Genomic DNA, 25,515 nt, shown 5'->3' with positions numbered 1-25,515 from the left:
GATTTGTGACAGTAACATATTGCAACATTTGCGCAATAATTCCGTTTTTTAGGCAACATTCTGCGTATCCTGCTCGGCCTCGGCCGCTTCCTCGGCCGCTTCGATGGCCACTTCCTGCGCGACCTCGAAGGCAACGGGCGAGGATGTTGGATAGATCGGAGACATTGTACCGGTCTCGTCGACGGGAATCGCGGCGCGCTGTGTCATGCGGTACATCGCATAAACAGCCGTCATGGCCAGCAACGCAGCAATGATCAGGAAAAAGCCCGGCGGTCCCAAGACTTTGTCCCCCATCAACCAACCTGTAATCAGCGGCCCCGAGATTGCGCCCATACCGTTAATGAACACCAGCCCTCCGGACGCAGCTGCCATATCTTCATGCTCCAGAAAGTCGTTCGTATGGGCGATCAGCATCGAGTAGAGCGGGTTAGACATGCCGCCAATGACAAAAGCCGAGACCAACAGGATCGGGAACGACACGCCGAACAGCATGCCACAGACCGCCCCAGCAGCCCCAGTGATCGCCACCAGCATAATCAGAAAACGCCTGTCCATCCGGTCCGAAAACCACCCCAGAGGGTATTGCAGCAGCACCGCTCCGACGTAGAACGCGGCCACGAAGGTCGAGATTTCGGCCAATGACAAACCTGCCCGCGCGCCATAGACCGAAGCCATGCCAAACTGGGCCGAGAACACGCCGCCCAGAAGGAACATCCCAACACATCCCAACGGAGATTTCCCCATCAACTCGCGCAGGGTCATCGGTTTGGTGGTATCGAAGGCCGGTGTCGGCGAGATCGACAGCAGGATCGGTGCAAAAGAAACCGAAACCAGAATCGAGGCGATCACGAACGTCTCATAGCCGGACGGGTCACCAATCAGGACAAGCCCCTGCGCCGAGATGATCCCGGTCATCTGCACAATCATGTAAAGCGACAGCGCTTGCCCGCGGTTTTCGTTGTTGGCCGCGTTGTTCAGCCAGCTTTCAGCGGTGACATACACACCGGAAAAGCAAAACCCGATCACAACCCGGCCCAGAATCCACGCAATCTCGTTGGTGAGCAACGGATACATGATCATCACTGCCGAAATGAATGAGGCCAGCGCAGCAAAGACACGGACATGTCCGACACGCCGGATCATCTCGGGCGCAAGGCGGGATCCGCCGAGGAATCCCACGAAATAGGCCGACATCACGAATGACATCTGGAGGGTCGAAAACCCCTCGATCTCGCCACGGACACCGAGGATCGTCCCCTGCAAGCCGTTGCCTATCATAAGAAGACCCATCCCAAGAAGAAGCGCCCATGCGCTGGAAAGGACCTGAATCATTGGGGCCTCCGAATTATGCCGACCTGACGTTTAGGTTCGTTTTGATATGAAAGCGGGTATCCGTCGTGTTTGTCTACGACATTACGATGACGTGATCCCGACACTTACGTCACTTTGGGACCAGCAGCGACGCATCCCCATATGAGAAGAAGCGATATTTCTGTTCAATCGCATGGGCATAGACGTCGCGCATCCGATCTTGCCCCATCAATGCCGATACCAGCATCAACAATGTAGATTTCGGCAAGTGAAAGTTCGTCATCAGCGCGTCGGTCACGTTGAACTGAAACCCCGGGTAGATGAAAATGTCTGTCTCACCTTCCCAAGCCTGAATGTCGCCACCGCGCGCCGCGCTTTCGATCAGTCGTAACGCTGTTGTGCCGACCGGGATCACCCGGCCACCAGCAGCTTTGGTGTCACGGATTTCTTGCGCGGCCGCTTCGCTGACCCGACCCCATTCCGCATGCATCTTGTGGGTTGCTACATCCTCGACCTTGACCGGCAGGAAAGTCCCCGCCCCGACATGTAATGTGACATGAGTAATCGCCACGCCCCGCGCTTGAAGTGCCAGCATCAACGCCGGGTCGAAATGCAACGATGCCGTAGGGGCCGCGACTGCGCCAGAATTGCGCGCCCATATGGTTTGATAGTCGGTCTTGTCCTGTTCATCTGCCGGGCGCTTGGCAGCGATATAGGGCGGCAAAGGCATCGCTCCGGCCTGCTCCAGCGCGGTGTCGAAATCCTCACCCGTCAGATTGAACCGCAGGTGGGCCTGCCCGTCTTCGACCCGGTCCAGCGTCGCGCTCAACTCATCCGAAAACCGGATATCCTCACCGGGTTTGACCTTTTTCAACGGCTTGATCAAAGCGGCCCATGTCCCGTCCGCCTGCGGCTCCAGCAGGGTCGCCTCGATCGCGGCTGAGACCGGCCCCTGCGCACTGTCCCGATGACGGCGGCCGCTCAACCGTGCGGGGATCACGCGGGTGTCGTTCAGAACAAGGCGATCTCCGGGTTGCAGCCAGTCGGGCAGATCGAAAACATGCGCGTCCGAAGTCACGTCGCCGTTTGCAACCAACAGACGCGCCGATGACCGAGGGGTCGCAGGCCGCGTGGCAATCAAATCTTCAGGCAGGTGGAAATCAAAATCGCTCAGTTTCATGCGCGCGCCTTACAAGGCCCCAGTGGATTCAGCAACAGCCCAATTCACCGATCGCCGGACGGAGACCCAAAGGTCTTTTTCGGCTTGTCGGGTCGAACGGGTTGCGCATTCGGGCCATCTGCCACGGTCGGCGCCGGTGCACGTAACAGATTACGTAAAAACAAAGGGGCCAGACCGGACAGTGGATTGACCGACACTTTAGGCGCACTCAACGGGCCGGTCAGCGTATAGTTAAAGCCGATCACCCCTTCCCCCTTCTTGGTGAAAACACTACCGATCGCATTGACCAGGTAGATCGGCGAGATCGCCCCCCGCAGATTTAGCAGCCCGTTTGCCAGATCAACCGTACCGTCGAACGACAGCCCCATTGAGGGACCAACGGCGCTGCCACTTAAGACCTTGATCTCGGTCGGCGTAATGCGCATCCGACTTTCGATAGTCGAGAAAAAGATGCCTTGCCCGGCCATTTCGTCGATCAAACCGACAAGGCTGATGGCGTTCAGCAGCGCCGCCATCGCCGGAGCATCGGTTATGCGGGTGTTTGATATTTTCAGATAGGCGTCGTAGTTGCTGTCGTTGCCTACTGGTTCCAATGTCATGGTCAAGGTTCCGCCGCGGGCCTGCGTAATCACCCCGGCAGATCGCAACGCCTCACCGGCATCTTCTGATGTCAATTCGACCGCGCTGCGTGCACCTCTGGGGGTGATAGTACCCCGAACCGGCGCAGCACCATTGATACGTGCCGTGAACGCGCCGGTGACGCCGCCCGTGGTTCGGAAATCGCCTTTGAAACCCGTCAGGGCGATGCTGTCTGTCACTTGCAGGCGGTCCAATACCACATCCAGGTTCGGCCCGTTTCCAGCGCCTCCGCCGCCACTGCCACCACTTCCTCCGAAGGTGGCCGCCCCAAGATTCATCACCCCGCCCTGTACCCGGATATCGGGCACGGATGCGCCGCGGCTGACCAGTTCCGCCGGAACTGCAAGCCAGTTCCCCAGATCGAACGAGCTGAATTCGACCTTATCGAACTCACCACCCTCGCGGAACGAAATCGACGCGGTGCTGCGAAGTCCTGCTGCATCCAGTTTCAACGAGTTGACCCGCAGCTGATCGCCCAACGTCGCATCGAGGGTCATTGCGCCTTTGGTCCGACGGCCTTTGCTCCAACCCAGTTCGGGGATCGACAGGCCGACCCCCACCAGATCAGAAGTCGCGGTGAGCTCTGTGGGCTCGCCCGCGCCGATGCCCAATGTGATGTCAGCCGTCCCTTCTCCGGTCAGCATCCCTTGCGGCAGCCCGGCCTTCAACTCGGTCATCAGACGCGGAGACAGTTCGATTTCGCCTGAGAGTTCGCTGCGTTGCGGAGCTGCCCCTCCGATGGGCTGTCGCCATGTTGCATGCATTGGAACGTCGCCAAACAGGCCGTACCCTCCGATCTCGACGGCAGTCTGATCTCCGGACAGGGTCAGCCGGTCGGCACTGACAACGAACCCCGGAACCAGACGATCGCTTTCCACGTTGTCTATGTCACCGGTAAAGTGGAACTCGGTGTCTTCGAACTTTAGCCCCTTCTTCATCGGCAGCGACAGCGTGCCTGACAGGCTGACATCTCCTGCTGCAAGATCTACTGGCAATCCGGCTTTGCTCAGCAACTCCAGTGGCGGCAGATCAAGCAGCGACAGCGCGGCAGTGGCTTTACCCTTGGCCTTGATCCGCACAATCGCGGGCGAGTTCTTTTTAAGTGTCGTGTCAGGGATGATAAACGACGTCCCCGATGCATCCACGGCGCCACCCTGATCGGCGATAACAACGCCGCTTTCTGCCGAGGCCGTAAACCGGTTTTCCAACAAACTCACCCGCCCTTGCGCGTTCTGGATGGGCGGCAGGGTCTTGGCGAATCTTATCTTTGCGTTATCGAAACCGAACCCCAAATAGATATCTGGCTTGGTTTCAGGGCGCAGGCGCAGCGAGAATTCTACGCCCGAAAAATCGCCTTCGTACAGGTTTTCTGACACCCACAAGCGCGGCTTAGGAGCCAAAATTTCGGGCCAATAGTTCAGCAATCGGTCCGCGGTCATATTGTCCAGATCAGCATCCAGCGCCGCCACCCATCCGTCCGGGCGACCCAGCAAGCGCCCCGAGGCCCGCAGCGTATGACCAGCTTCGACAAGCGTCATTTGCCCCAGGCGTAGTTCGAAAGGCAGGAGCTTCATCTGAAAGTCCAACTCAGCTCGGGCTGATTCCAACGATTCCGGGAAAAGACCACCGGGATAGATGTCGATGTCGTTCAGCTTCAACTGAGCGGTCAGGCTCTCTAGCGTACCATCTTCGATGCCCTCCAGAAACGCTTTGCCTTCAGCTTGAACCGCCCCGAGATCCGAGACCACGGATGCTTCGTTGAAGTCCAGTACGTGCTGGCTCGGGTCATAGGTGAAATATGTACGGGCCGAGTCGAACCGTATAGGGCGCGTCTCGGGCGTCGGCTGAACTGCACCCGCACCAAGGTTCAGTGTCGCGAATAGTGGGCCCAGAGACGCCTGGTCATCGACGCTGCCACGCAAAGATCCTGAAATCGGGGCTTTCAGAACCTGCAACCACGACAGGGCGAGGCTTTGCCCCGCTATATCTTCAGCTGGTAAGTCTGTGATCGAAAACCCGAAACTCGCCTGTGGGCTGCCTAGAAGGCTTGTGTAGTTTGCCTCAATCGAACTGGCATAGTCCCGTCCCGTCAGAACCGAGAACCCGGTGGCAAGGCGCATCTCGTCCCCATCGCGCGTTACGTTGATATGACCGCCATCAAACACCCAAGCCCGTCCCAGCCGCAGGTCTTGGTAATCCAACGTCAGCGATTGCAGCTCGACCGAGCGCAAACCGGACAAGATCGGTGACAAGAACACGTCATCCGATTCTTCAATCAACTCGGCCAGCGTCGGCGCTTCTTGCACCGGAGAGCTGCCGGATCCGACCGTCAGCGACAGCGCTCCGTCCTTGTTACGCGTCAGCGCGATCTGCGCATCCTGCAGGATGATGCGGCGGGGCCGGATTTGCCCGCGCAGGAGGCCCCGCATTGACAGGCGCGTGCGCAGATCTCCGACCTGAGCGATCTGTTGCCCGGTCGCGTCGCTGATCGTCACGTCACTTAACTTGAGGCGAGGAAGCCACTGCTCATTAACAAAAAACGTCGCCTCTCCAAACCTGACCTTCAAACCGCCCAACGTCTGATCCAGCCGTTTTTCAGCCTGAGTGCGCATCCATTGCGGCGCGTGCAACTGGTGACCGATCAGAAAGAACCAACCGGCAACAGCCAACCCGCCCAGTGTCAAAGTAACGCCAAGGGTCACATAGGCGGCCAACCGGCGGCGCGACCTGCGACGCCGAGGTGTCTGGCTCTGGTCTGCACTTTTTTCGTCGTGCTGCACCAAATTGCTATCCACGCCTTTCAACCCGCTCGTACCGCCCTATGATCCCGAGCAGCACATAAAAACCTTTAACGGAGTTTCCAATGCCCGACGTTACAGACATCGCCCCTGATTTCACTTTGCCCCGTGACGGCGGTGGCGAGGTCACGTTGTCGGATCTGCGCGGAGGTGCCGTCGTTTTGTTTTTCTATCCCCGTGATGATACGCCGGGCTGCACCAAGGAATCCATCGGTTTCTCGGAACAACTTCAGGCCTTTGCCGATGCCGGGGCTCACGTTTTCGGCATTTCGCGCGACAGCGTCGCCAAGCATGACAAATTCGTCGCCAAACACAGCCTGACCACGCCGCTTTTGTCCGACGAAGGATCAACCGTCTGCGAAGACTATGGCGTCTGGGTCGAAAAGAACATGTATGGCCGCAAGTCGATGGGGATCGAACGGTCTACATTTCTGATCGACGCCGAGGGCAAGATTGCCCGCGTTTGGCGCAAGGTCAAAGTGCCCGGCCATGTGGACGAGGTGCTTGAGGCGGTGCGCGCGCTCTGACGGCTCTTTCCTGCGGTTGCCATCCGGTTTAAGACCCGCCCAAACCTGAACGGAGCGGACCTGTGCCCAAAACACTGACCCAGATGGCAACCGAAGTTCTGACCACGGCGGATGGGCGGGCCAAGACCGCCCTGTCCAAACGTTATGCTGCCGAATGGTTCACGGCGCGGAAAGGCGATACACCCGAGATCGAGGTCGGCACCTCGACGCCTCCGCTACAACCGGCGCGGCCGGAACGGCCTGAACTGCTGTCTCCCCGCGAAGTACCCAAACGCAAACCTGGCACCGAAGCGGGACGGATCGCTCTGCTGCACGCAGTCGCCCATATCGAGTTGAATGCGGTTGACCTGCATTGGGATATCATTGCGCGGTTCGGGCATGTTCCCATGCCAATTGGGTTCTATGACGACTGGGTCAAATGCGCCGAAGAAGAATCGCGCCATTTCGAAATGGTTTGCGATTGCCTTGAACGCATGGGCAGTCACTATGGTGCCCTGCCCGCCCATGCCGGCATGTGGCGCGCCGCAGAAGACACGGCCGAGGACTTGATGGGCCGCCTAGCGGTTGTTCCAATGGTGCTTGAAGCTCGCGGGCTGGACGTCACGCCGGGCATGATCGACATCTTCCGCAAAGCCAAGGACGACCACGCGATCGCCGCGCTTGAGGTCATCTATGCCGAAGAGGTGGGACATGTCGCCTATGGATCAAAATGGTTCCACTTTTTGTGCGGAAGAGAGAATGCAGATCCCAAGGATGTGTTTCATGAGCTTGTACGGCGCTATTTCCACGGGGTCCTTAAACCTCCGTTCAACGAGGAAAAACGCGCTGAAGCCGGGTTGCCACCCGACTTTTACTGGCCTCTGACCGAAGACCTGCCTGCGCCAGGTCAAGCCCATTAAACATGCGCAAGTTGACGCTATCGGCAACTTCCCGCCTAAAACTGGCGGGAAAAAACCGGTTTCATGTGTGAACTAGTTAACAAACTTGCCCAAATCACATGTCCCCTCTATGCAATTGCCCCAAGGGACGGAGAACACTCACAACCGGTCCCGAATTTGGGGATGGACAGAGGGAAGACGCGTGCGAACACGTCTGGCAATCAAACTACACTCACTGCTCGAGCGGCACTTTCCTGAACGCCGGGTTTTTCTGAAATCTGATAATGATACGCAGTTTATCCGTCTCAGTTCCGAGACGCAGGTGATTGCCGTTGCGGGCGTCGCTGTCTTCGTTGGCTGGACTGCCGTCGCAACCGCAATCCTGCTGATGGACAGCATTGGATCAGGTAATTTCCGCGAGCAGGCCAAGCGGGATCAGACAACCTATCAGGAACGTCTGAACGTACTTTCGGCTGAGCGGGATATGCGTGCCTCTGAGGCTCTAATGGCCCAGGACCGTTTCAACACGGCGCTTGAACAAATTTCGACGATGCAATCCGAGCTTCTGGCGTCGGAAAACCGCCGCCGCGAGTTGGAAACGGGCATTGAAGTCATTCAGACTACTTTGCGTGCGACCATGAAGCAGCGCGAAGACGCGCGTCTGGAGTTGGTCAGCCTCAAGCAGGAGGATGGCGCGGACGCTTACATGGCAAATGTAAGCAATCCGGCTCAGATGGATTTCATGACCCAGGCATTGGCCCGTACGGCCTTGGAACGGGACCAGATCGCAGCCGACGCCAGGGACGCGCTTGAACAGCGTGATGACCTTGAGCTGGAAATCCGGCTCATGCAGGAACGCAGCGACGAAATCTTCCGTCAGCTGGAAGAGGCGATGGTTATCTCGGTCGAGCCGCTCGACAAGATGTTCCGTCAGGCAGGAATGCCCACAGACCGTATCATTGAAGAAGTACGGCGCGGGTACAGCGGCATGGGCGGCCCCCTAACCCCCATATCCTTCAGCACGCGCGGCGAGGAACTGACCCCCGACGAAGTCCGCGCGAATACTCTGCTGCAGCAGATGGACCAGCTGAACCTCTATCGCATTGCCGCCGAAAAGGCGCCGTTTGCAAGCCCCGTGAACGCGGTGGTGCGTTACACCAGTGGCTTCGGCACCCGTCGCGACCCCAAAACGGGCGGACGCCGCATGCACAACGGTGCCGATTTCGCTGGTGCGCATGGAACGGATATCTTCGCGACCGCCGATGGTGTGGTCACCCATGCTGGCTGGCAGTCAGGGTTCGGGCGATTGGTAAAAATTAAGCACGCCTTCGGAATTGAGACACTTTATGCTCATAACACCAAGATACGCGTAAAGGTTGGTCAAAGGGTCTCGCGCGGGGATCATATTGCTGATATGGGTAGCACCGGACGGTCGACCGGCACGCATCTTCATTACGAGGTACGCGTGAATGGAAAACCTGTTAACCCAATGACTTACATCAAGGCTGCGAGAAATGTTTTCTAAGAGCAAAATCAACGAGCCCGGAACCAAAGACACAGAGGCCGCAAAACCGGCTGCCCCCGCGACGCCTGCCGCGCCTGCGCCGTCAGAAGCCAAGGCCAGCACTGCGCCCAAGCCCAAGCCCCCGGCTTCGGTTCTGTCGTCAGATCTGCACATCACCGGCAACCTGAAAACATCCGGCGATATTCAGGTGGAAGGCACTGTCGAAGGTGACATTCGCGCCCATCTGCTGACCATCGGTGAAACTGCGACCATCAAGGGTGAGGTCACTGCAGATGATGTCGTGATCAACGGCCGCATCGTAGGCCGCGTGCGCGGTCTGAAAGTCCGTCTGACCTCGACCGCACGTGTCGAAGGCGACATCATCCACAAGACCATCGCCATTGAAAGCGGCGCGCATTTCGAAGGTTCGGTTCAGCGTCAGGACGACCCGCTGAACCCCGGCCGCAGCGCCAAGGGTGGTGCAAACCCGGCTGCAGAGGTCAAACAGTAAAGCAGGCTCTGCCTTATTCTATGAACGCCGCGGGGAAACCTGCGGCGTTTTTGGTTTCAAGCCTCGGTTGCGCATAGTAGTCTTTGCAAATGCTGTTTTTTTTCTCGGTTCTGCTGTTGGTCATCGGCTTTTTTGCCTATCGCCATTGGTCCAAGACTCAGGCGCGCAATGCGCTGCTGGCCGCCCCGCTGTCCGATCATCAGCGTCGTGTGATCGACGCTCAGGTGCCTTTGATACGCCGCCTACCGAAAGATCTGAGGGCCAAGCTGGACGGCAAGGTCAATCTATTCCTGGATCAGGTCCGCTTTTTTGGTTGTGACGGGTTGGACGTCACCGAAGAGATGGAACTGGCCATCGCCGCACAGGCCAGTCTGTTACTGGTCAATCGGGATATTTGGTACGACAACCTGACCACGATCCTGATCTACCCCGCTGCATTCAAGTCGCGTCAGCGCAGGCAGGATGGCTATGTTGTCAGCGAGAAAGAGATCGTGCGCACGGGCGAAAGTTGGGATCGCGGCCCGGTGATCCTGTCTTGGACGCACAGCCAGCAAGGCGCGCTGAATGATCGCGACGGGCAGAATGTCGTGTTGCACGAGTTCGCGCATCAGGTCGACGACCTCTCGGGGGGCACAAACGGAGTGCCAATCCTCAGCAACGGTCAGAGCTTTGCGGAATGGGAACGGGTGTTCCTGACCGCCTATGACGCGCATGTCAGCGCCGTCGAACATGGTCGACACACCGTTATCGACCCCTATGGCGCTACCGGGCATGAGGAGTTCTTTGCAGTCTCGGTCGAAGTTTTCTTTGAACGGCCCGTCGCGCTCAAGTCCGAGGCGCCCGAGGTCTACGAACAACTGGCCAAATTATTCCAACTGGACCCTGCAAGCTGGGCCTGACAGTACAGTTTCACAAAAATTCATTTTTGAATTATAGTGAACCCATTGTTTTTGGGAGGGCTTTTCATGTCATCAAAACTCATGGCCGAATTCTTCGGCACGTTCTGGCTGGTTCTGGGCGGATGCGGCAGCGCCGTTCTGGCAGCTGGTGTGGCCGATGTGGGCATCGGCTGGCTGGGTGTATCCTTTGCCTTTGGCCTGACGGTTCTGACCATGGCCTATGCGGTCGGTCAAATCTCGGGCGGGCATTTCAACCCGGCAGTCAGTCTCGGCCTTGCAGTTGGTGGCCGGTTTTCGCCAAAGCTTCTCATCCCGTATTGGATCGCTCAGGTTGCGGGCTCTGTCGCTGCCGCCGCCGTCCTATACGTGATCGTCAGCGGCGCGCCGGGTTTCGAAGGGGTTGGCAGTTTTGCCACCAACGGTTTCGATGAGGCCTCGCCGCAGGGGTATTCAATGGCATCGGCGCTTGTGATCGAAATCACGCTGACCGCTTTCTTCCTATTAATCATTCTGGGTTCGACGTCGAAATTTGCACCAGCCGGGTTTGCGCCGATTGCCATCGGCCTTGGCCTGACACTGATCCACCTGATCTCGATCCCGGTGACAAACACATCGGTCAATCCGGCCCGATCAACCGGAGTTGCCCTGTTTGCCGAAGGCCCCGCGATGGAGCAGCTATGGCTGTTCTGGGCGGCCCCATTGGCGGGGGGCATCATTGGCGCGATCATCTGGAATGTGATCGGCGACGATTGAGCCTTTAAAAAAAGGCCCCGAAGCGCATTGCCACGGGGCCTTTTCTGTTACTCGGTCACTGTGACCTTTTTCATTACATCAGGCTGTCCGATCACTGCGCCGTTAGGTCCGTCACCACGCTTGATGGCATCGACGACGTCCATCCCGCCCGTTACCTGACCTACAACCGTGTATTGGCCGTTCAGGAACGGCCCCGGCGCAAACATGATGAAGAATTGCGAATTTGCACTGTTGGGGTCCTGGGCTCGCGCCATACCGATCACGCCACGATCATAATTGTAGTCCGAAAACTCGGCTGCCAGATCGGGACGATCCGACCCGCCTGTCCCGGCGCGGCGCAGGTCACTGCCCAGACGGCCATGTTCAACATCGCCGGTTTGCGCCATGAACCCTTCGATCACGCGGTGGAAGACCACCCCGTCATATTTGCCTTCAGCCGCCAGAGCGCTGATCTGCTCGACATGTTTCGGGGCAAGGTCATCAAACAGATCGACAGTCACGGTGCCATTGGCGCCCTCACCTTCAATCTCGATCTCAAGGCCAGTGGCCAGCGCGGGGCTGGCCAAAACGGCAAAGGCGGCGGCTAGCTTATACATCGGCCGCCACCTTGACGCTGATCATCCGGTCGGGGTTCATCGGCGGCTCGCCGCGAACAATCGCGTCTACATGCTCCATCCCGTCGATGACGCGCCCGTAAACGGTGTATTGGCCGTTCAGGAAGTGATTGTCCTTGAAGTTGATAAAGAACTGAGAGTTGGCTGAATCCGGGTTCTGCGACCGCGCGGCACCCAGCGTGCCCCGGTCATGCGGCAGTTTCGAAAACTCAGCCGGAACGTTGGGCAGCGACGACCCACCTGTGCCTGCCATACGGATGTTGAACCCGTCTTCCATGTCGCCGTGCTGAACGTCGCCGGTCTGGGCCATGAAACCCTCGATCACACGGTGGAAGGCCACGTTGTCATACTCACCGCCGCGCGCCAGTTCCTTCATCCGGGCCGAGTGCTGGGGGGCCACGTCGGGCAGCAGCTCGATGACGACATTGCCGCCTTTGAGTTCGATGATGATGGTGTTTTCGGGATCCTTGATCTCGGCCATGAGGCCCTCCTGTCGTTTGTCTTGCGCAAATACCTATGCGGCATGGGCGTGAATGCCAAGTGACGCATTGACCTGAGGGCAAAATGCAGGAAAAGAACCGCCTAAATCGTATTTAACGGCAAGGATGGAACGATGGGCTGGAAAACGCTGGACGATATGGATCTGAACGGCAAGCGCGTGCTGGTGCGCGTGGATATCAACGTGCCGGTCGTTGACGGCGTTGTGACCGACGCCACCCGTATTCAGCGCATCGTACCCACCGTGCGCGATATCCTTGCAGCAGGCGGCAAGCCGATCTTGCTGGCGCATTTCGGCCGTCCGGGTGGCGAGCGCCGCGAGAACCTGTCGCTGAAACAGCTGATCCCCACCCTGACCACCGCCTTTGACGCAGATGTTCTGTTCGCCGCCGATTGCGTCGGGACCGAGGCCGAACTGGCCGCTGAACTGCTGCAGCCCGGCCAGGTGCTGCTGCTGGAAAACACTCGCTTCCATGCGGCTGAAACCAAGAATGACGCCGATCTGGCCGCAGGTATGGCGCGTCTGGGCGATGTCTATTGCAACGACGCGTTTTCCGCCGCGCACCGCGCCCACAGCTCGACCGAGGCCATTGCCCGGCTGCTGCCCGCCTGTGCAGGTCGCCTGATGCAGGCCGAGCTTGAGGCGCTCGAGGGCGCATTGGGCGCACCGAAACGCCCGGTGACGGCCGTGGTGGGCGGGGCCAAGGTCTCGACCAAGCTGGAGCTGCTGGGCAATCTGATCACCAAGGTGGATTATCTTGTGATCGGCGGCGGCATGGCCAACACCTTCCTCGTGGCCAAAGGCGTGAATGTCGGCAAGTCCCTCGCCGAAACCGCGATGAAGGGCACCGCGGCCGAAATCATGGCCAAGGCCGACGGCGCGGGCTGCACCATCGTTCTGCCCACTGACATCGTTGTCGCCGAAAAGTTTGAGGCCGGTGCGCCGCACCAGATCCTGCCTGCGGACCAGTGTACTGACGAGGGCATGATCCTAGACGCAGGCCCCGACAGTGTCGCAGCGATCTCGGATATCTTCGACCAAAGCCAGACGCTGATATGGAACGGCCCGCTGGGCGCGTTCGAGATCGAGCCGTTTGACGCCGCCACCAACGCCGCCGCGCTCAAGGCCGCCGCCCTGACCCGTTCGGGCCAGTTGGTATCCGTCGCGGGCGGAGGCGACACGGTCGCGGCACTGAACGCGTCGGGCGCGGCCAAGGATTTCTCGTATATCTCAACCGCGGGCGGCGCGTTCCTGGAATGGATGGAAGGCAAGACTCTGCCGGGTGTCGCCGCGCTGGATCAATAAAAATCCGACCTTTGACGCATTTTTGCGAATCAGGGGATTCACAACCCGAATCGCCTGTGACATAGTACTTTCAGAGGTCCAAAAAGGGCCCGTTATTGAGGCGTTTCATACGGCGGTAAACAGAGTGTCCCGTTCCCATCGGCCCGGTTTGGGCGCAGTCGCATTCTTTATGGTAGCTTTTATGCTGGGTGTGTATTTCACCTTTGCTGCCGTTCAGGGTGACTATGGCCTGTTCCGACGGGTCGAGATTGCAGCGGAACGGGACGCCCTGTCGCGCGATCTAGGGAATCTGGAAGCCGAGATTGCTCAGATGGAAAACCTCACACGCCGTCTGTCAGATACATATTTGGATCTGGACCTTTTGGATCAGCAGGCGCGTTCAGTATTGGGCATGATCCGTTCGGATGAGATCGTTATTCAGTGACCCTTTCTACTGAGTAAACCCAAAACACCTTCGCGACGATTTCCGCAGGTTTCGACGCGGCGTCACATTTCTCCTCGCCACAAAGCGACAAATGCTTTATTGAATAGTTTAACGCTAAACTATCTTGCCGAGAGGGGGAGATCGCCGATATGGCTGCGCGAAAAACCACAAAGAAACCAAATGTTTCTGCGGAAGAACTCACCACATATTACCGGGAAATGCTGCTGATCCGCCGATTCGAGGAGAAGGCTGGTCAGCTATATGGCATGGGCCTGATCGGTGGGTTCTGCCACCTGTATATCGGGCAAGAGGCTGTTGTCGTCGGACTTGAGGCGGCTGCCGAAGAAGGCGACAAGCGGATTACTTCCTATCGCGACCACGGCCACATGCTAGCCTGCGGCATGGACCCGGGCGGCGTGATGGCGGAACTCACCGGACGTATTGGCGGCCTGTCCAAAGGTAAAGGCGGCTCGATGCACATGTTCTCGAAAGAGAAGCACTTCTATGGTGGCCATGGCATCGTCGGCGCGCAAGTTCCGCTGGGTGCGGGTCTGGCCTTTGCCGACAAGTACAAGGAAAACGGCGGCGTCACCTTCACCTATTTTGGCGACGGCGCGGCGAACCAAGGTCAGGTTTACGAGACGTTCAACATGGCCGCCTTGTGGGACCTTCCGGTGGTTTTCGTGATCGAGAATAACCAATACGCCATGGGTACAGCGCAAGCGCGCTCCACCTCTTCGGCAGATATCTATCACCGCGGACAAGCATTCGGAATCCCGGGCGAAATGGTCAACGGCATGGACGTGCTTGCGGTCAAAGCCGCTGGTGAGAAAGCCGTCGCACACTGCCGCTCCGGAAAAGGCCCTTATATCCTTGAGGTCAAGACCTACCGCTATCGCGGCCACTCGATGTCAGACCCAGCCAAATACCGCACCCGTGAAGAGGTTCAGAAGGTCCGCGAACAAAGCGACCCCATTGAACACGTGCGCGAACTGCTGCTGACCGGCAAACACGCGACCGAGGACGACCTGAAGGCGATCGACAAAGAGATCAAAGAGGTCGTCAACCAGGCCGCCGAATTCTCAAAAGAAAGCCCCGAGCCTTCCGTCGAAGAGCTCTGGACCGACATTTACGCCTGAGAGGACGACTAAGACATGGCAACCGAAATTCTCATGCCCGCCCTTTCGCCCACGATGGAAGAGGGCACGCTGGCCAAATGGCTGGTCAAAGAAGGCGATACTGTATCATCCGGCGATATCATGGCCGAGATCGAAACCGACAAGGCGACGATGGAATTCGAAGCCGTCGATGAAGGCATCGTCGGCAAGATCCTGATCGCTGAAGGCACCGAAGGCGTCAAGGTCAACACCCCGATTGCGGTCCTTGTGGAAGAAGGCGAAGACGCTTCCGCCCTGCCCGCGGCTGCGCCCGCAGCCGCAGCGGTGACCGAAGCCGCCCCGGCGGCGGTTGAGGCCCCCGCGCCTGCACCTGCCGCGCCCGTGGTTGATCTGTCGCCCGATTGGCCCGCAGATGCCGAGATGAAGTCCGAAACCGTCCGCGAAGCCCTGCGCGACGCGATGGCTGAGGAAATGCGCGGTGACGAAGACGTCTATCTGATGGGCGAAGAAGTCGCCGAATATCAGGGTGCGTACAAAATCTCCCAAGGTCTTCTGGACGAATTCGGCAGCAAGCGCGTGATCGACACCCCCATCACCGAACATGGTTTTGCCGGCATCGCCGTGGGGTCTGCCTTTGGCGGCCTGAAACCGATTGTCGAGTTCATGACCTTCAACTTCGCCATGCAGGCGATTGACCAAATCATCAACTCCGCCGCCAAGACGCTCTATATGTCCGGTGGCCAGATGGGCTGCCCCATCGTATTCCGCGGCCCCAACGGTGCCGCTGCCCGCGTGGCCGCGCAGCACTCGCAGGACTACGCCGCGTGGTACATGCAAATCCCCGGCCTGAAAGTCGTAATGCCCTATTCGGCCGCTGATGCCAAAGGTCTTCTGAAATCGGCCATCCGCGACCCCAACCCTGTGATTTTCCTGGAAAACGAAATCCTCTACGGTCGCTCCTTCGACGTGCCTCAAGTGGATGATCTGACCATCCCACTGGGCAAAGCACGCATCTGGCGTGAAGGCTCGGACGTGACCATCGTCAGCTTTGGCATCGGGATGCAATACGCGCTGGAAGCCGCCGACAAGCTGGCCGAAGAAGGTATCAGCGCCGAGGTCATCGACCTGCGCACCATCCGTCCGATGGACACCGGCGCGATCATCAATTCGGTGATGAAAACCAACCGTTTGGTGACCGTCGAAGAGGGCTGGCCGCAAGGCTCGGTTGGCAGCTATATCAGCTCGGTCGTGATGCAGGAAGCGTTCGATTACCTCGACGCGCCGGTCATCAACTGCACCGGCAAGGACGTTCCGATGCCCTATGCCGCGAACCTCGAAAAGCTGGCCCTGATCACCACCGATGAGGTGATCGCCGCCGTCAAACAAGTGACCTACCGGTAAGGAGCGACACAGATGCCTACAGAAATTCTGATGCCCGCCCTATCCCCGACCATGGAGGAAGGCACGCTTGCCAAATGGCTGGTCAAAGAGGGTGACACTGTCTCGTCCGGCGACCTGCTGGCCGAGATCGAAACCGACAAAGCCACGATGGAATTTGAGGCCGTCGACGAAGGTACGATTGGCAAGATCTTGATCCCCGAGGGCACCGAAGGCGTGAAGGTAAACACTGCCATCGCTGTTCTGCTGGAAGACGGTGAAAGCGCTGACGACATCAGCGCAGCACCTGCCGCAGCCCCCGCGGCTGCCCCGGCAGCCGCCGCAGGTAACGAGGCCGCCGCGCCAGCGGCGTCCGAGGCGCCTGCCCCTGCCCCGGCTGCTCCGGTCAAGGCCGATGGCGGTCGTATCTTTGCCTCGCCGCTGGCCCGCCGGATTGCCGCGCAAAAAGGCCTTGATCTGGCGCAGATCACCGGCTCTGGCCCGCATGGCCGCATCGTCAAAGCGGATGTGGAAGGCGCGACAGCCACCGCCACGGCTCCGGCCCCAGCACCGGCTGCGGCGGCTCCGGCGGCGGCAGCTCCGGCTGGCCCCTCGGCAGATGCGGTTGCCAAGATGTACCAGGGTCGCGACTACGAAGAAATCAAGCTGGACGGGATGCGCAAAACTATTGCCGCGCGCCTGTCCGAGGCCAAGCAGACCATCCCGCATTTCTACCTGCGTCGCGATATAAAACTGGACGCGCTGCTCAAATTCCGTAGCCAGTTGAACAAACAGCTGGAAGGTCGGGGTGTGAAGCTCAGCGTCAACGACTTCATCATCAAAGCCGTTGCCAACGCGCTGCAACAGGTTCCGGCCTGTAACGCGGTATGGGCCGGTGACCGGGTGCTGCAACTGAAGCCGTCGGACGTGGCCGTCGCTGTCGCGATCGAGGGCGGGCTGTTCACCCCGGTTCTGCAGGACGCCGACACCAAATCGCTGTCCGCGCTATCGACCGAGATGAAAGATCTGGCCGGGCGCGCGCGTGAACGCAAACTGGCACCGCATGAATATCAGGGCGGCACCTTTGCGATCTCGAATCTGGGCATGTTCGGCATCGACAATTTCGACGCTATCGTGAACCCCCCGCACGCGGGAATTCTGGCAGTGGGCACCGGCGTCAAGAAACCGGTTGTCGGCGAGGATGGAGAGCTGACCGTAGCAACCGTCATGTCCGTCACCATGTCAGTGGATCACCGGGTTATCGACGGTGCGCTTGGGGCTGAATTGTTGCAGGCCATCGTGGAAAACCTTGAAAATCCAATGGTTATGCTGGCCTGATTCCCGTTGACTTGCAGAGGCCGCGTCGGGTAACCCCGGCGCGGTTTTTTGATGGCCTGACGGGATGTGAGCCGACGTGATCGGGCGAACTATTGCTCGGGGACCTGTGGGACTCCAGATTAGTGGTACGACATTCAAAGACGCACAGGTGCCATATGACCATCACTCAAATTACACGCACATTTCTGGTTCTGCTGATGCTGGCGGCGCTTGCCCCTGCCGACGCCTACGCCAAACCAAACAGCTATCCAGGAGAGAACTCGAAGTTCAATTCCAAGAGTGCGGTTGGCAAATGGGAAGCCGATCGTGCGAAACGCATTGAAGAGCGCAAAAAGCGCCGGGAAGAACGTCGTCTCAAGCGGTTGAACGAAAAGAACAACCCCTCGAACTAAGACTGCTTACTGGTTTTTACCCAGCATGTGGTCCATTGAGATCGAGGGCTGGTCGCACCCGGCCTCGCCCACGATCTTGGCGGGAATACCCGCAACGGTTTTGCAGGGGGGGACCTCCTGCAGAACAACCGAACCGGCCGCTATGCGGCTGCAATGGCCGACTTCGATATTCCCAAGCACCTTGGCTCCCGCCCCAATCAGAACTCCGTTCCCGATCTTGGGGTGACGCTGTTCCTCTTCTTTGCCGGTTCCGCCCAGCGTCACCGAGTGCAACATCGAGACGTTGTCGCCCACCACGGCAGTTTCACCGATCACTATGGAATGCGCATGGTCGATCATGATCCCCTTGCCAATCTTCGCTGCAGGGTGAATGTCGATGCCAAAAATCTCGGATGAACGCATCTGGAAGAAGTAAGCCAGGTCATACCGACCCTTACGCCAAAGCCAATGCGCCACACGATAGGCCTGCATCGCCTGGTAACCCTTGAAATAAAGAATTGGCTGCAGCAACCGGTGGCAGGCCGGATCACGTTCATATACGGCCATCAGGTCTGCGCGCGCGGCCTCGATCAGTGATGGGTCGTCGGCATATGCCTCGTCCACGATTTCACGCAGAACCATCATCGACATCTCGTTCGAGCACAGCTTGGCAGAAACGCGATATGACAACGCCCGCTCAAGACTTTTGTGATGAAGGACACAAGCATGGACAAGCCCGCCCATGAGCGGTTCATTCTCGACGGCCGCCTGAGCTTCGGTCGTGATACGATCCCAAACGGGATCGACGGGGGTCACGTGACTGCGCTTTTCCAACATGGCTTTTCATCCTTTGCTGCGCCTAAGATGCCATTTAGTGGCAAAAACACCAAACGCAAACCCGTGATCCGCACGATAACGAAAATGAATGACTCGGAACTGGCACATTTTAGCGCTTTGATCCTCGCTCGTCTGGACGAGTTGGCAGACAGCACAGCATCGGGCAAAAGCGCGCAGGCTGTGGTTGAGTTGGATCAGCAGGCTGTTGGCCGCCTTAGCCGGATGGACGCGTTGCAAAACCAGGCTATGGCCAAAGCACATCAAGCCAATCGGGATCTGGAACGGCGCAGACTGACCGCCGCTCTGAACCGGATTCGGGACGGCGAGTATGGTTTCTGCGAAGATTGCGGAGAAGAGATTCCTGCAGGTCGGCTAAAACTGGATCTGGCAGCCACAAAATGCGTCAGCTGCGCGTCTGGCTAAGATGAAGCCGTACCAGACTGTTCAAAACCATCGCGAAACACTGACAGTATTGTAGATCGTCAAAACTGGGTTCAACGTCCAAGGGCCGGATACACGCTGCGGTTACCAGCAATCTATTGCCGAATACCGGATGAAGATGACCGGTTCGACGCATGTACCGATCTGCCAACTCGGCCTCGGTAAGCATGCGCCGACACAGGCAAAACCGGTCAGGTGCCGGCGCACGCAATAGCACGCGCGCCGCAGCACCTACATCTCTGTGAAGAGCCGGACGTATGACTTAGCTTACGTCAAGGCTGACAGGCAGACCCGGACCATAGCTGGCCGAGACCTGCGCAACCTGCACGGTGTATCCCGCGTTTACTCCGTCGGCTAATTTCATTGCGGCCGTGTATATCCAACTTGGATTGGCTGAGATCAGTTCGCGCACCAACGCCCCTTCGGCGCGCACTTGCACCAGATAGGATTCCGTTTCTTCGCCTAATGGTACGTCGATACCCGACCAATCATCTCCGTCGATGCGCGTGCGACGTATCCACGACAGTTGATCGTCACCCGCAGATTTGGCAACTCGCAAATGGGATGGCGCATAAGGGCGTAGACCATTGCCGTTGAATGCCTCGACCCTGTAGACGAAGGACGGATCATCATAACTGCGCGCCGCAGGACCTATCCGGTAGTGCTTGGCCACACGGCGCTCAGACCTCAGCAGGTTGGTTTGATACACCCGTTGGTCCAAAAGCACAAAAGTCGAGCCTTCGGGCCATACATCCGGGATTTTGGCATCTGTCCCCAGTTGTCCCCGAAGACGACCTGACAGAGTGTAGATGCCGCGTTCTTGCAGAGTGGCGCGTTCAAACTGAAACAGTTCCCAGTTATCCGGTGATCCATCGCCGATTGCCGCAAGGTTTGCGCCGTTCAGCAACGCGTCGCGTGGTCGGGATTCCAAAACACCCGCAATCAGTTCAACACTCAGGGGCGCCCCCTCATCCCACAGCCCCGCACCTGCCCGGCGCATCGGCGATTGCGTGAATCCGACAACGGCCTGCCCACTGACCACCTCTTGCAAAGCATAGTCCTCATCAGTCGCAGAGGAGTAAACCGCTGCACTTCCCGGCCATGGATCAGCCGAGATCGCCAGATAAGGTGCGTGGGGCACCTCGGATCCTGTGATAAGCGGCAAGTCCAGGAAAACTGGAAATACGGGAACTGGCGCCACAAACGGGTTTTCCGTGATGTCGTCGTCCGGCAGATCGGAAGGCGTATAAACACCCGGTTCAACGCGAACTGCGTCTGCCATCTGCATTTCGGCCTGTTCGAGCCGGTCGATACGATACCGCGCGCCCTGCTCACCGGACAGGGTGATGATATCACCCGCGCCGACATTCAGCATCGAAGGCGGCAATGCAAACCGGACGCTCTCTCGCGATACGCGAGATTCGCTCAGCCACCGCTCGGCGGTTTGACGGCCTTCGGCGCGTGTCATCGACAACGGCATCTCATTGACGGAAACCGAATGGGTACTCGTGTCCGGTAAAACGGCTTCTTCCGAGACGATATCATGATCCGCATCGGACTGGACAAATCGCAGTCGGACACGACCGGTCATCTCCGCCTCGGCTTCGCGGCGATGTTCGATGGTGCCATCGATCTCGGAACTGGCTGCAAGCAGGTCGCTATCAAGCTGAACCGGAGCCCGCCCGTTGCGCATCTGAAAACGCAACACGCCGTCGCGTTCGATAGCGTCAAAGCCATACCGAAGCATCAGTGGCTGCAACGCGGCGCGCCCGTCCGAAACCTGTTCGATCACATATCCACGCACGACTCCGTGCAACTCCGTGGTGTCAATATCCGTGACGCCCGCGCCATGACAGATCTCGGCGACCACAGAGGCCAAAGTTCGCGATCCCGAGCGCCCATTCAGCCAATGGCCGCGGGCATAGTTTTCGCCATCGCTCCATTGACTGCGCAGGTTCGGAAAGGCGGGAAATGGGCGCGCGTCCCAGGCCCAGACATAGGCATTGGACATGTCCACCATCGGGCCGCCATATACGTTCGAGATCGGGTTGATCTTTGGGTCGGACCAATACCCCAGAACCGCTCGTAGGTATTGAACTTGCATAAAATCGTCGCGCTGGCCGTTGGAATACACGGGCAAGCTCGACTCCGATGACTTTGGGTCCAGAAATTTGTTCGGCTGGTTTGTTCCTTTGTCTATCGCGGCACAGCCCAATTCCGTGAACCAGATCGGTTTGGACCCAGGCACCCAAGCGGTGCGATCTGGTTGGCGGACGCCACCGATCCGTTCGTGGTGTGGCTGCGACCACCAATTCCGCAGATCTTTGTACCGCCATATCCATGGCTCGCCATGAGCGTCATCCTCGATCGGGGCCCGTATTTGCGCTTGGGCCTCTTCGGGTGACGCATAGAACCAGTCGTACCCTTCACCACCCTCGATGTTGCCGCGAAGGTAGTCGAGGTCATAGATGGACTTTGCCCCGTCGCGGGCGTCCACATGACCTTCGCCATCACGCCAGTCGGACAACGGCATGTAGTTATCGACACCGATAAAGTCGATATTGCTATCTGCCCAAAGCGGGTCCAGATGGAAGTATCGATCGCCACTGCCATCCGCGGGTTGATAGCCGAAATACTCGCTCCAGTCGGCAGCGTAGCCGATCTTGGTCTGTGATCTCAAAATCTTGCGCACTTCGGCTGCGAGAACACGCATCTGCGCCACCGCCGGAAAGCCTGATGCACCGCGAATTTGTGTCAGTCCGCGCATCTCGGACGCGATGCAGAACGAGTCAACGCCCCCCGCAGCTTGGCACAACGCTGCATAGTGCAGGATGAAACGGAACAGGCCCCATTCTTGCGGGCCGGAATAGACCACCTCGCCGTTAACGACGGTAAAATGGTCCGCACGGGCGTTTCCAAAAAACGAAGCCACCTGAAGGTCTGCCGCGACTGTTCCGTCCGGCGAGCTGCTGCGTCCCGGAGCCCGACTGAGGGTGATACGCCCCCGCCACGGAAGATGAGGTTGATCCGACGCGTCAGACCAAGGATCCGGCAGACCGTTATTGCGCAACTGGTCCATCAGAATGAACGGGTAGAACATCACGCGCTTGCCGGTCTGTTTCAAATGCTGAATCGCCTGAATCACCGACTGGTCTGTTGGGGTGGCGCCATAGACAGGGCGATCCTGTTCGTGCTTCACCACCTCGGCAGCGCCGCGTGTCACGCCAGCCACGCGCCATGGCATGTTTTCACCTTCCAGTTCTTTATGCAGAACCTTCGGCTTCACCTGGCATACGCCGCAACGAAGATCATCACCGAACCATGAAACGATAAGCGAAGCGGCGTCGCAGGCAGGTAGTTCCTTGCTTAAAGCTCTGGTCGAGGTCACAAGATCCGGCACGCCCGAGCCCGAGTTCACATTCGCCGCCCAGCTTTGGCCGGGACCTTTGGTATAATTCACCTGTGTGCTCGCCAATGCGTATTCGCCGGTGCCCGGCATCAGCGCTACGCCTTTCACGATACGGGACAACGCATCATGTGTTTCCGGCAGACCCGCCTGATCGGGGCGCACGACTTCGAATGAGAACTGTGGAACACGATTTCCGAAAGCCGCCAGCTGCAGATCTTCAATCACGACATACGCTGTCCCGCGATAAGCCGGAACATTGCCCGCGCCCTCAACCGCTTCGATAAGCGGATCGGGCAACTGATCATCCGTTCCATGATACACGCGCATGTTCAGGCCTGCGCGCTCAAGCTCTTCACCGTCGGCCCAGATACGGGGCACGTCAGCAATCTGCCCCGCGCCAACCGCGATCGCCAGTGAAACGGAATAGCTGTAGCTATGGGTGGTCGTCGTGACTTCGGGCGCTTTGGGTGCGCCCTTGCCACCTCCTCCCGATTGCGTCGTCGTAGAGGTGCTGCGCGTTTCCAGAAAATCCGAGGCCCAGATCACTTGCCCACCAACGCGCATCCGTCCAAACAGGGTCGATACGGGTGCTCCCTCGCCGGTTTCAGTCAGGCGAAAGCGGTCCAGACGGCCGGTCTCAACAACTTCACTGCCGCCGCCCATAACGGACTGGCTCATCAAACGCTGGTCGATGACCCGACCCAGCGTCGCGCCGATGGCACGGCCAATGATAGCCGTCGAAAGACCAGCGACCGTTCCGCCAATCGCGCCACCAATCGCAGCCCCTGCTGCCGAGAGTACAATTGTAGCCATCTAGAAATCCTCCAGCGGGAAACCGAAACAAGCGACAACCCGGCGGCGCCAGGGGTCGCTCAACGTGTTTTCAACAACGCCGTGCCCGGAATAGGCATGAATAAAACGCGAGGCTTCACCACCCTCGCTGACAATGCCCACGTGCTTCGCAACGCGCCCGTCACGCATCCGAAACAACAACACATCGCCGGGTTCCATGTCTTCAACAGCCTTGCTTGTCAGATGTCGCCTTGCAGCCTGCCACATGCGCTCATCCCCTTGCGGCTCGGACCAATCCATACTGTAGCTCGGAACGGATTCGGGTTCGGGCCCCAAGACCGCGCGCCAGACACCGCGCAGCAACCCAAGGCAGTCACTGCCCGCGCCTTTGCACGAAGCTTGATGCACATACGGCGTCCCCAGCCATGTTCGGGCTTCCGCCACTATTTGATCGCGGATCGTGCTCATCGCAGGCTGCCCCCTGTATTGGGATTGCCCTTTTTGGGAACAGCCATGACCCAATCTTCGCTGGGCAAATCGGGAAATCCCTGAAAGTTCAGCAAGTTGTTGAACTTCTTCCGGCATGTTTCCATGCGCTTGTCGCACCCGGCGGTCAACCGGACTCTGTCACCCACGGCCAGACCACCACTGATCCCAGACCACAAGGTAACGCTGCGGCCACCCGGTCTGAGGCTGTCCTGCTTGATCGACGCCCACAAGCCGATGGCCTGACCCGAGATAACGTCCAAGCGACCCCGCTCGAACCACGCTGCATCCGGCCCCAAAGCGCCGCTCAGTTCCAACACACTGCCTGCGGTCAACTCGGTAACCTCGGCCTCAGCTTGATAGCCCGCGGCAGAAGCATTGAACCGGCAGACGCTATCGCCAAGTACAGCCGTACAGGGTTTTTGATAAATCCTTCCCAGAGGGCGATTCAGCAAATCCGTCAACCCGCGCAATTCGGCATGAAAAGCCCCACCCGAGCGGCGAATTTCCCCGATGGACCCGCGAAACTGCAGGACGCGCTGTTCCGGCGCGGCCCAGTTGACCAGCCAAGCCCGGACTTCCGCGCCATCAAAACGTCCGGCCTCGATATCATCGTCCGTAACGGCTGCATCCGACAGTGCACCCATGGCTTCTGAGTTATCAATGGACAAACCAGTCGCCTGCTCGATTGCTGCAGCCGTCAACCCCGAACTTGCCTTGAAGGTCAGACCCTCAAAACCAAGTTCCCTGTCGTGATCCGTGAAGCCAAAGACCTGACCATCCGCACGCTGGATCGCCCAGCATCGGCAAGTCGTGGTCAGGCCTGTTTTCAAGTGGTCCTCAAGGGTATCTTTTGCGCTGTTCATCAGACCCGCACCTCGACCACTGGAACATTCGGTACGTCACCGGCCTGAAAGCTGGCGACGCTGGTTTGAATCTTGTCGGTGTCAAACCGGACCGGAACATCGAACTCGAACCCAGCAGTGATTTCGACCTCTTCCGGAGGCGGGTCGGCAAATGTCACGTGGCCGCGCGCCAGATTGACCTCGAAATCCACACCTTCGCGAACCTCATCCTGTTCAAGCCCGAGCTTTACGGTTCCCAGGACGGGTTTGAGGATCGGCCGGATATACTCAAACCCACCAGACGTGTAGGTTTTGACCAACTGGAATACGGTCGTGACCCCATCGCCACGCGCGATGACCTGATCAGCCTTGTCGACCTCAGCGGTCGCCGCGCCGGATTTATAGTCCGACCAGTCTTTCCAGCGAAACCCGAACATCTGCCCTTGCCGCGCCTCGAAGAACGAAATCAACGTTTCGATGTCGTCCAGAGACCGCATTCCAAAACCCGCATCATAGCGTCTGCGTGAATGCGCCCACGGGGTGTTACGCTCTTCAAATCCGTTAGCCAGCGTTACGATGTCCGTACGCCGTTCCGGACCACCGACCGAGCCAAAACTGAGGCTGGCGGGAAATCTGACTTCGTGGAAATTCATGACCTG

Annotated in this window: 24 protein-coding genes; 13 read left to right on the top strand and 11 right to left on the bottom strand. The window is 58.6% G+C overall.

Translation table 11 applies throughout. The features are described from left to right. Window positions 1–48: 48 nt before the first annotated feature. The 3 genes from ACR3EG_RS08470 to ACR3EG_RS08460 all read right to left on the bottom strand — a co-directional run bounded on the left by ACR3EG_RS08470 (window position 49) and on the right by ACR3EG_RS08460 (window position 5,925). On the bottom strand, window positions 49–1,332 hold the full coding sequence (locus tag ACR3EG_RS08470) for an MFS transporter (RefSeq protein ID WP_170354497.1): 1,284 nt from the start codon (window positions 1,330–1,332) through the stop codon (window positions 49–51). Between the two features lie 109 nt (window positions 1,333–1,441). Continuing rightward, window positions 1,442–2,491: a tRNA preQ1(34) S-adenosylmethionine ribosyltransferase-isomerase QueA gene (gene queA, locus ACR3EG_RS08465; protein WP_480494876.1), complete on the bottom strand. Its 1,050-nt coding sequence runs from the start codon at window positions 2,489–2,491 to the stop codon at window positions 1,442–1,444. A 44-nt stretch (window positions 2,492–2,535) separates the two neighbouring features. Continuing rightward, window positions 2,536–5,925, bottom strand: coding sequence for a YhdP family protein (locus tag ACR3EG_RS08460; RefSeq protein ID WP_480494874.1), 3,390 nt, complete (start codon window positions 5,923–5,925; stop codon window positions 2,536–2,538). A 68-nt stretch (window positions 5,926–5,993) separates the two neighbouring features. On the opposite strand from ACR3EG_RS08460, the gene ACR3EG_RS08455 reads away from it, so the two are divergent. The 6 genes from ACR3EG_RS08455 (at window position 5,994) to aqpZ (ending at window position 11,000) form a co-directional block, all read left to right on the top strand. After that, window positions 5,994–6,455, top strand: a complete 462-nt coding sequence (locus ACR3EG_RS08455; protein WP_480494872.1) for a peroxiredoxin — start codon at window positions 5,994–5,996, stop codon at window positions 6,453–6,455. Between the two features lie 83 nt (window positions 6,456–6,538). Then, window positions 6,539–7,354 carry a ferritin-like domain-containing protein gene (locus tag ACR3EG_RS08450; RefSeq protein ID WP_480495929.1) on the top strand — a complete coding sequence of 272 codons (816 nt, stop codon included), beginning with the start codon at window positions 6,539–6,541 and terminating at the stop codon, window positions 7,352–7,354. Window positions 7,355–7,535: 181 nt separating this feature from the next. After that, window positions 7,536–8,858 (top strand): DUF5930 domain-containing protein, encoded by a 1,323-nt coding sequence (locus ACR3EG_RS08445; protein ID WP_480494870.1) that lies wholly within the window; start codon window positions 7,536–7,538, stop codon window positions 8,856–8,858. Next, the gene (locus tag ACR3EG_RS08440) at window positions 8,848–9,348 is read left to right on the top strand and encodes a bactofilin family protein (RefSeq protein ID WP_170354502.1); all 501 of its coding nucleotides are present in this window, start codon (window positions 8,848–8,850) and stop codon (window positions 9,346–9,348) included. The genes ACR3EG_RS08445 and ACR3EG_RS08440 overlap by 11 nt, the downstream gene beginning before the upstream one ends. A gap of 89 nt (window positions 9,349–9,437) precedes the next feature. After that, window positions 9,438–10,247, top strand: a complete 810-nt coding sequence (locus tag ACR3EG_RS08435; protein WP_480494868.1) for a M90 family metallopeptidase — start codon at window positions 9,438–9,440, stop codon at window positions 10,245–10,247. 66 nt (window positions 10,248–10,313) lie between these two features. Beyond that, window positions 10,314–11,000 (top strand): aquaporin Z, encoded by a 687-nt coding sequence (gene aqpZ / locus ACR3EG_RS08430; protein WP_170354504.1) that lies wholly within the window; start codon window positions 10,314–10,316, stop codon window positions 10,998–11,000. 47 nt (window positions 11,001–11,047) lie between these two features. Here aqpZ and ACR3EG_RS08425 read toward each other — a convergent pair whose 3' ends face one another. Both ACR3EG_RS08425 and ACR3EG_RS08420 read right to left on the bottom strand, forming a co-directional pair. Beyond that, complete coding sequence (locus tag ACR3EG_RS08425; protein ID WP_170752611.1) at window positions 11,048–11,596, bottom strand: peptidylprolyl isomerase; 549 nt, start codon at window positions 11,594–11,596, stop codon at window positions 11,048–11,050. Then, window positions 11,589–12,095, bottom strand: a complete 507-nt coding sequence (locus ACR3EG_RS08420) for a peptidylprolyl isomerase (protein WP_480494865.1) — start codon at window positions 12,093–12,095, stop codon at window positions 11,589–11,591. Before ACR3EG_RS08420 ends, ACR3EG_RS08425 begins: the two co-directional genes overlap by 8 nt. 132 nt (window positions 12,096–12,227) lie before the next feature. Between ACR3EG_RS08420 and ACR3EG_RS08415 the strand changes: the two genes are divergently transcribed. The 6 genes from ACR3EG_RS08415 (at window position 12,228) to ACR3EG_RS08390 (ending at window position 18,067) form a co-directional block, all read left to right on the top strand. Next, window positions 12,228–13,418, top strand: coding sequence for a phosphoglycerate kinase (locus tag ACR3EG_RS08415; protein WP_480494863.1), 1,191 nt, complete (start codon window positions 12,228–12,230; stop codon window positions 13,416–13,418). Window positions 13,419–13,542: 124 nt separating this feature from the next. Continuing rightward, window positions 13,543–13,842 carry an FtsB family cell division protein gene (locus tag ACR3EG_RS08410; RefSeq protein ID WP_480494861.1) on the top strand — a complete coding sequence of 100 codons (300 nt, stop codon included), beginning with the start codon at window positions 13,543–13,545 and terminating at the stop codon, window positions 13,840–13,842. A 149-nt stretch (window positions 13,843–13,991) separates the two neighbouring features. Beyond that, window positions 13,992–14,981, top strand: a complete 990-nt coding sequence (gene pdhA, locus ACR3EG_RS08405) for a pyruvate dehydrogenase (acetyl-transferring) E1 component subunit alpha (RefSeq protein ID WP_480494859.1) — start codon at window positions 13,992–13,994, stop codon at window positions 14,979–14,981. 15 nt (window positions 14,982–14,996) lie between these two features. Then, the gene (locus ACR3EG_RS08400) at window positions 14,997–16,361 is read left to right on the top strand and encodes a pyruvate dehydrogenase complex E1 component subunit beta (protein ID WP_480494857.1); all 1,365 of its coding nucleotides are present in this window, start codon (window positions 14,997–14,999) and stop codon (window positions 16,359–16,361) included. Window positions 16,362–16,373: 12 nt separating this feature from the next. Then, window positions 16,374–17,675, top strand: coding sequence for a pyruvate dehydrogenase complex dihydrolipoamide acetyltransferase (locus ACR3EG_RS08395; protein WP_480494856.1), 1,302 nt, complete (start codon window positions 16,374–16,376; stop codon window positions 17,673–17,675). 155 nt (window positions 17,676–17,830) lie between these two features. Beyond that, on the top strand, window positions 17,831–18,067 hold the full coding sequence (locus tag ACR3EG_RS08390) for a hypothetical protein (RefSeq protein WP_480494854.1): 237 nt from the start codon (window positions 17,831–17,833) through the stop codon (window positions 18,065–18,067). Window positions 18,068–18,073: 6 nt separating this feature from the next. Here the strand turns inward: ACR3EG_RS08390 and cysE are convergent, their stop codons facing one another. Then, complete coding sequence (cysE, locus tag ACR3EG_RS08385; protein WP_170354513.1) at window positions 18,074–18,883, bottom strand: serine O-acetyltransferase; 810 nt, start codon at window positions 18,881–18,883, stop codon at window positions 18,074–18,076. On the opposite strand from cysE, the gene ACR3EG_RS08380 reads away from it, so the two are divergent. Beyond that, window positions 18,773–19,306 carry a TraR/DksA family transcriptional regulator gene (locus ACR3EG_RS08380; protein WP_480545804.1) on the top strand — a complete coding sequence of 178 codons (534 nt, stop codon included), beginning with the start codon at window positions 18,773–18,775 and terminating at the stop codon, window positions 19,304–19,306. The genes cysE and ACR3EG_RS08380 overlap by 111 nt on opposite strands. Here the strand turns inward: ACR3EG_RS08380 and ACR3EG_RS08375 are convergent. From ACR3EG_RS08375 to ACR3EG_RS08355, 5 genes are read right to left on the bottom strand one after another with little or no spacing between them, the layout of a single operon-like run. Continuing rightward, window positions 19,287–19,583: a DUF7742 family protein gene (locus ACR3EG_RS08375; protein ID WP_480495927.1), complete on the bottom strand. Its 297-nt coding sequence runs from the start codon at window positions 19,581–19,583 to the stop codon at window positions 19,287–19,289. The two genes, ACR3EG_RS08380 and ACR3EG_RS08375, sit on opposite strands and share 20 nt — an antisense overlap. A gap of 3 nt (window positions 19,584–19,586) precedes the next feature. Beyond that, window positions 19,587–23,546: a baseplate multidomain protein megatron gene (locus ACR3EG_RS08370; protein WP_480494848.1), complete on the bottom strand. Its 3,960-nt coding sequence runs from the start codon at window positions 23,544–23,546 to the stop codon at window positions 19,587–19,589. Further along, window positions 23,547–23,993: an NlpC/P60 family protein gene (locus ACR3EG_RS08365; RefSeq protein ID WP_480494846.1), complete on the bottom strand. Its 447-nt coding sequence runs from the start codon at window positions 23,991–23,993 to the stop codon at window positions 23,547–23,549. It lies immediately after the preceding gene. Further along, window positions 23,990–24,877 (bottom strand): DUF2163 domain-containing protein, encoded by an 888-nt coding sequence (locus ACR3EG_RS08360; protein ID WP_480494844.1) that lies wholly within the window; start codon window positions 24,875–24,877, stop codon window positions 23,990–23,992. The genes ACR3EG_RS08365 and ACR3EG_RS08360 overlap by 4 nt, the downstream gene beginning before the upstream one ends. Beyond that, window positions 24,877–25,509, bottom strand: a complete 633-nt coding sequence (locus ACR3EG_RS08355; protein WP_480494842.1) for a phage distal tail protein, Rcc01695 family — start codon at window positions 25,507–25,509, stop codon at window positions 24,877–24,879. The genes ACR3EG_RS08360 and ACR3EG_RS08355 overlap by 1 nt, the downstream gene beginning before the upstream one ends. Window positions 25,510–25,515 lie beyond the last annotated feature (6 nt).

It is taken from the genome of Ruegeria sp. AM7 (genome assembly GCF_056535965.1).
Note: the sequence above shows the minus strand (reverse complement) of the source record. Positions and strands in the feature narration are given on the sequence as shown.

Bases quoted from the DNA above. Each gene is read 5' to 3' on its own strand.
- ACR3EG_RS08470 (WP_170354497.1), bottom strand. From the start codon at position 1,332: ATGATTCAGGTCCTTTCCAGCGCATGGGCGCTTCTTCTTGGGATGGGT.
- queA (WP_480494876.1), bottom strand. From the start codon at position 2,491: ATGAAACTGAGCGATTTTGATTTCCACCTGCCTGAAGATTTGATTGCC.
- ACR3EG_RS08420 (WP_480494865.1), bottom strand. From the start codon at position 12,095: ATGGCCGAGATCAAGGATCCCGAAAACACCATCATCATCGAACTCAAA.
- ACR3EG_RS08415 (WP_480494863.1), top strand. From the start codon at position 12,228: ATGGGCTGGAAAACGCTGGACGATATGGATCTGAACGGCAAGCGCGTG.
- ACR3EG_RS08440 (WP_170354502.1), top strand. From the start codon at position 8,848: ATGTTTTCTAAGAGCAAAATCAACGAGCCCGGAACCAAAGACACAGAG.
- ACR3EG_RS08425 (WP_170752611.1), bottom strand. From the start codon at position 11,596: ATGTATAAGCTAGCCGCCGCCTTTGCCGTTTTGGCCAGCCCCGCGCTG.
- ACR3EG_RS08435 (WP_480494868.1), top strand. From the start codon at position 9,438: ATGCTGTTTTTTTTCTCGGTTCTGCTGTTGGTCATCGGCTTTTTTGCC.
- ACR3EG_RS08400 (WP_480494857.1), top strand. From the start codon at position 14,997: ATGGCAACCGAAATTCTCATGCCCGCCCTTTCGCCCACGATGGAAGAG.
- ACR3EG_RS08360 (WP_480494844.1), bottom strand. From the start codon at position 24,877: ATGAACAGCGCAAAAGATACCCTTGAGGACCACTTGAAAACAGGCCTG.
- ACR3EG_RS08395 (WP_480494856.1), top strand. From the start codon at position 16,374: ATGCCTACAGAAATTCTGATGCCCGCCCTATCCCCGACCATGGAGGAA.
- ACR3EG_RS08380 (WP_480545804.1), top strand. From the start codon at position 18,773: ATGGACAAGCCCGCCCATGAGCGGTTCATTCTCGACGGCCGCCTGAGC.
- ACR3EG_RS08390 (WP_480494854.1), top strand. From the start codon at position 17,831: ATGACCATCACTCAAATTACACGCACATTTCTGGTTCTGCTGATGCTG.
- ACR3EG_RS08455 (WP_480494872.1), top strand. From the start codon at position 5,994: ATGCCCGACGTTACAGACATCGCCCCTGATTTCACTTTGCCCCGTGAC.
- cysE (WP_170354513.1), bottom strand. From the start codon at position 18,883: ATGTTGGAAAAGCGCAGTCACGTGACCCCCGTCGATCCCGTTTGGGAT.
- ACR3EG_RS08365 (WP_480494846.1), bottom strand. From the start codon at position 23,993: ATGAGCACGATCCGCGATCAAATAGTGGCGGAAGCCCGAACATGGCTG.
- pdhA (WP_480494859.1), top strand. From the start codon at position 13,992: ATGGCTGCGCGAAAAACCACAAAGAAACCAAATGTTTCTGCGGAAGAA.
- ACR3EG_RS08355 (WP_480494842.1), bottom strand. From the start codon at position 25,509: ATGAATTTCCACGAAGTCAGATTTCCCGCCAGCCTCAGTTTTGGCTCG.
- aqpZ (WP_170354504.1), top strand. From the start codon at position 10,314: ATGTCATCAAAACTCATGGCCGAATTCTTCGGCACGTTCTGGCTGGTT.
- ACR3EG_RS08370 (WP_480494848.1), bottom strand. From the start codon at position 23,546: ATGGCTACAATTGTACTCTCGGCAGCAGGGGCTGCGATTGGTGGCGCG.
- ACR3EG_RS08450 (WP_480495929.1), top strand. From the start codon at position 6,539: ATGGCAACCGAAGTTCTGACCACGGCGGATGGGCGGGCCAAGACCGCC.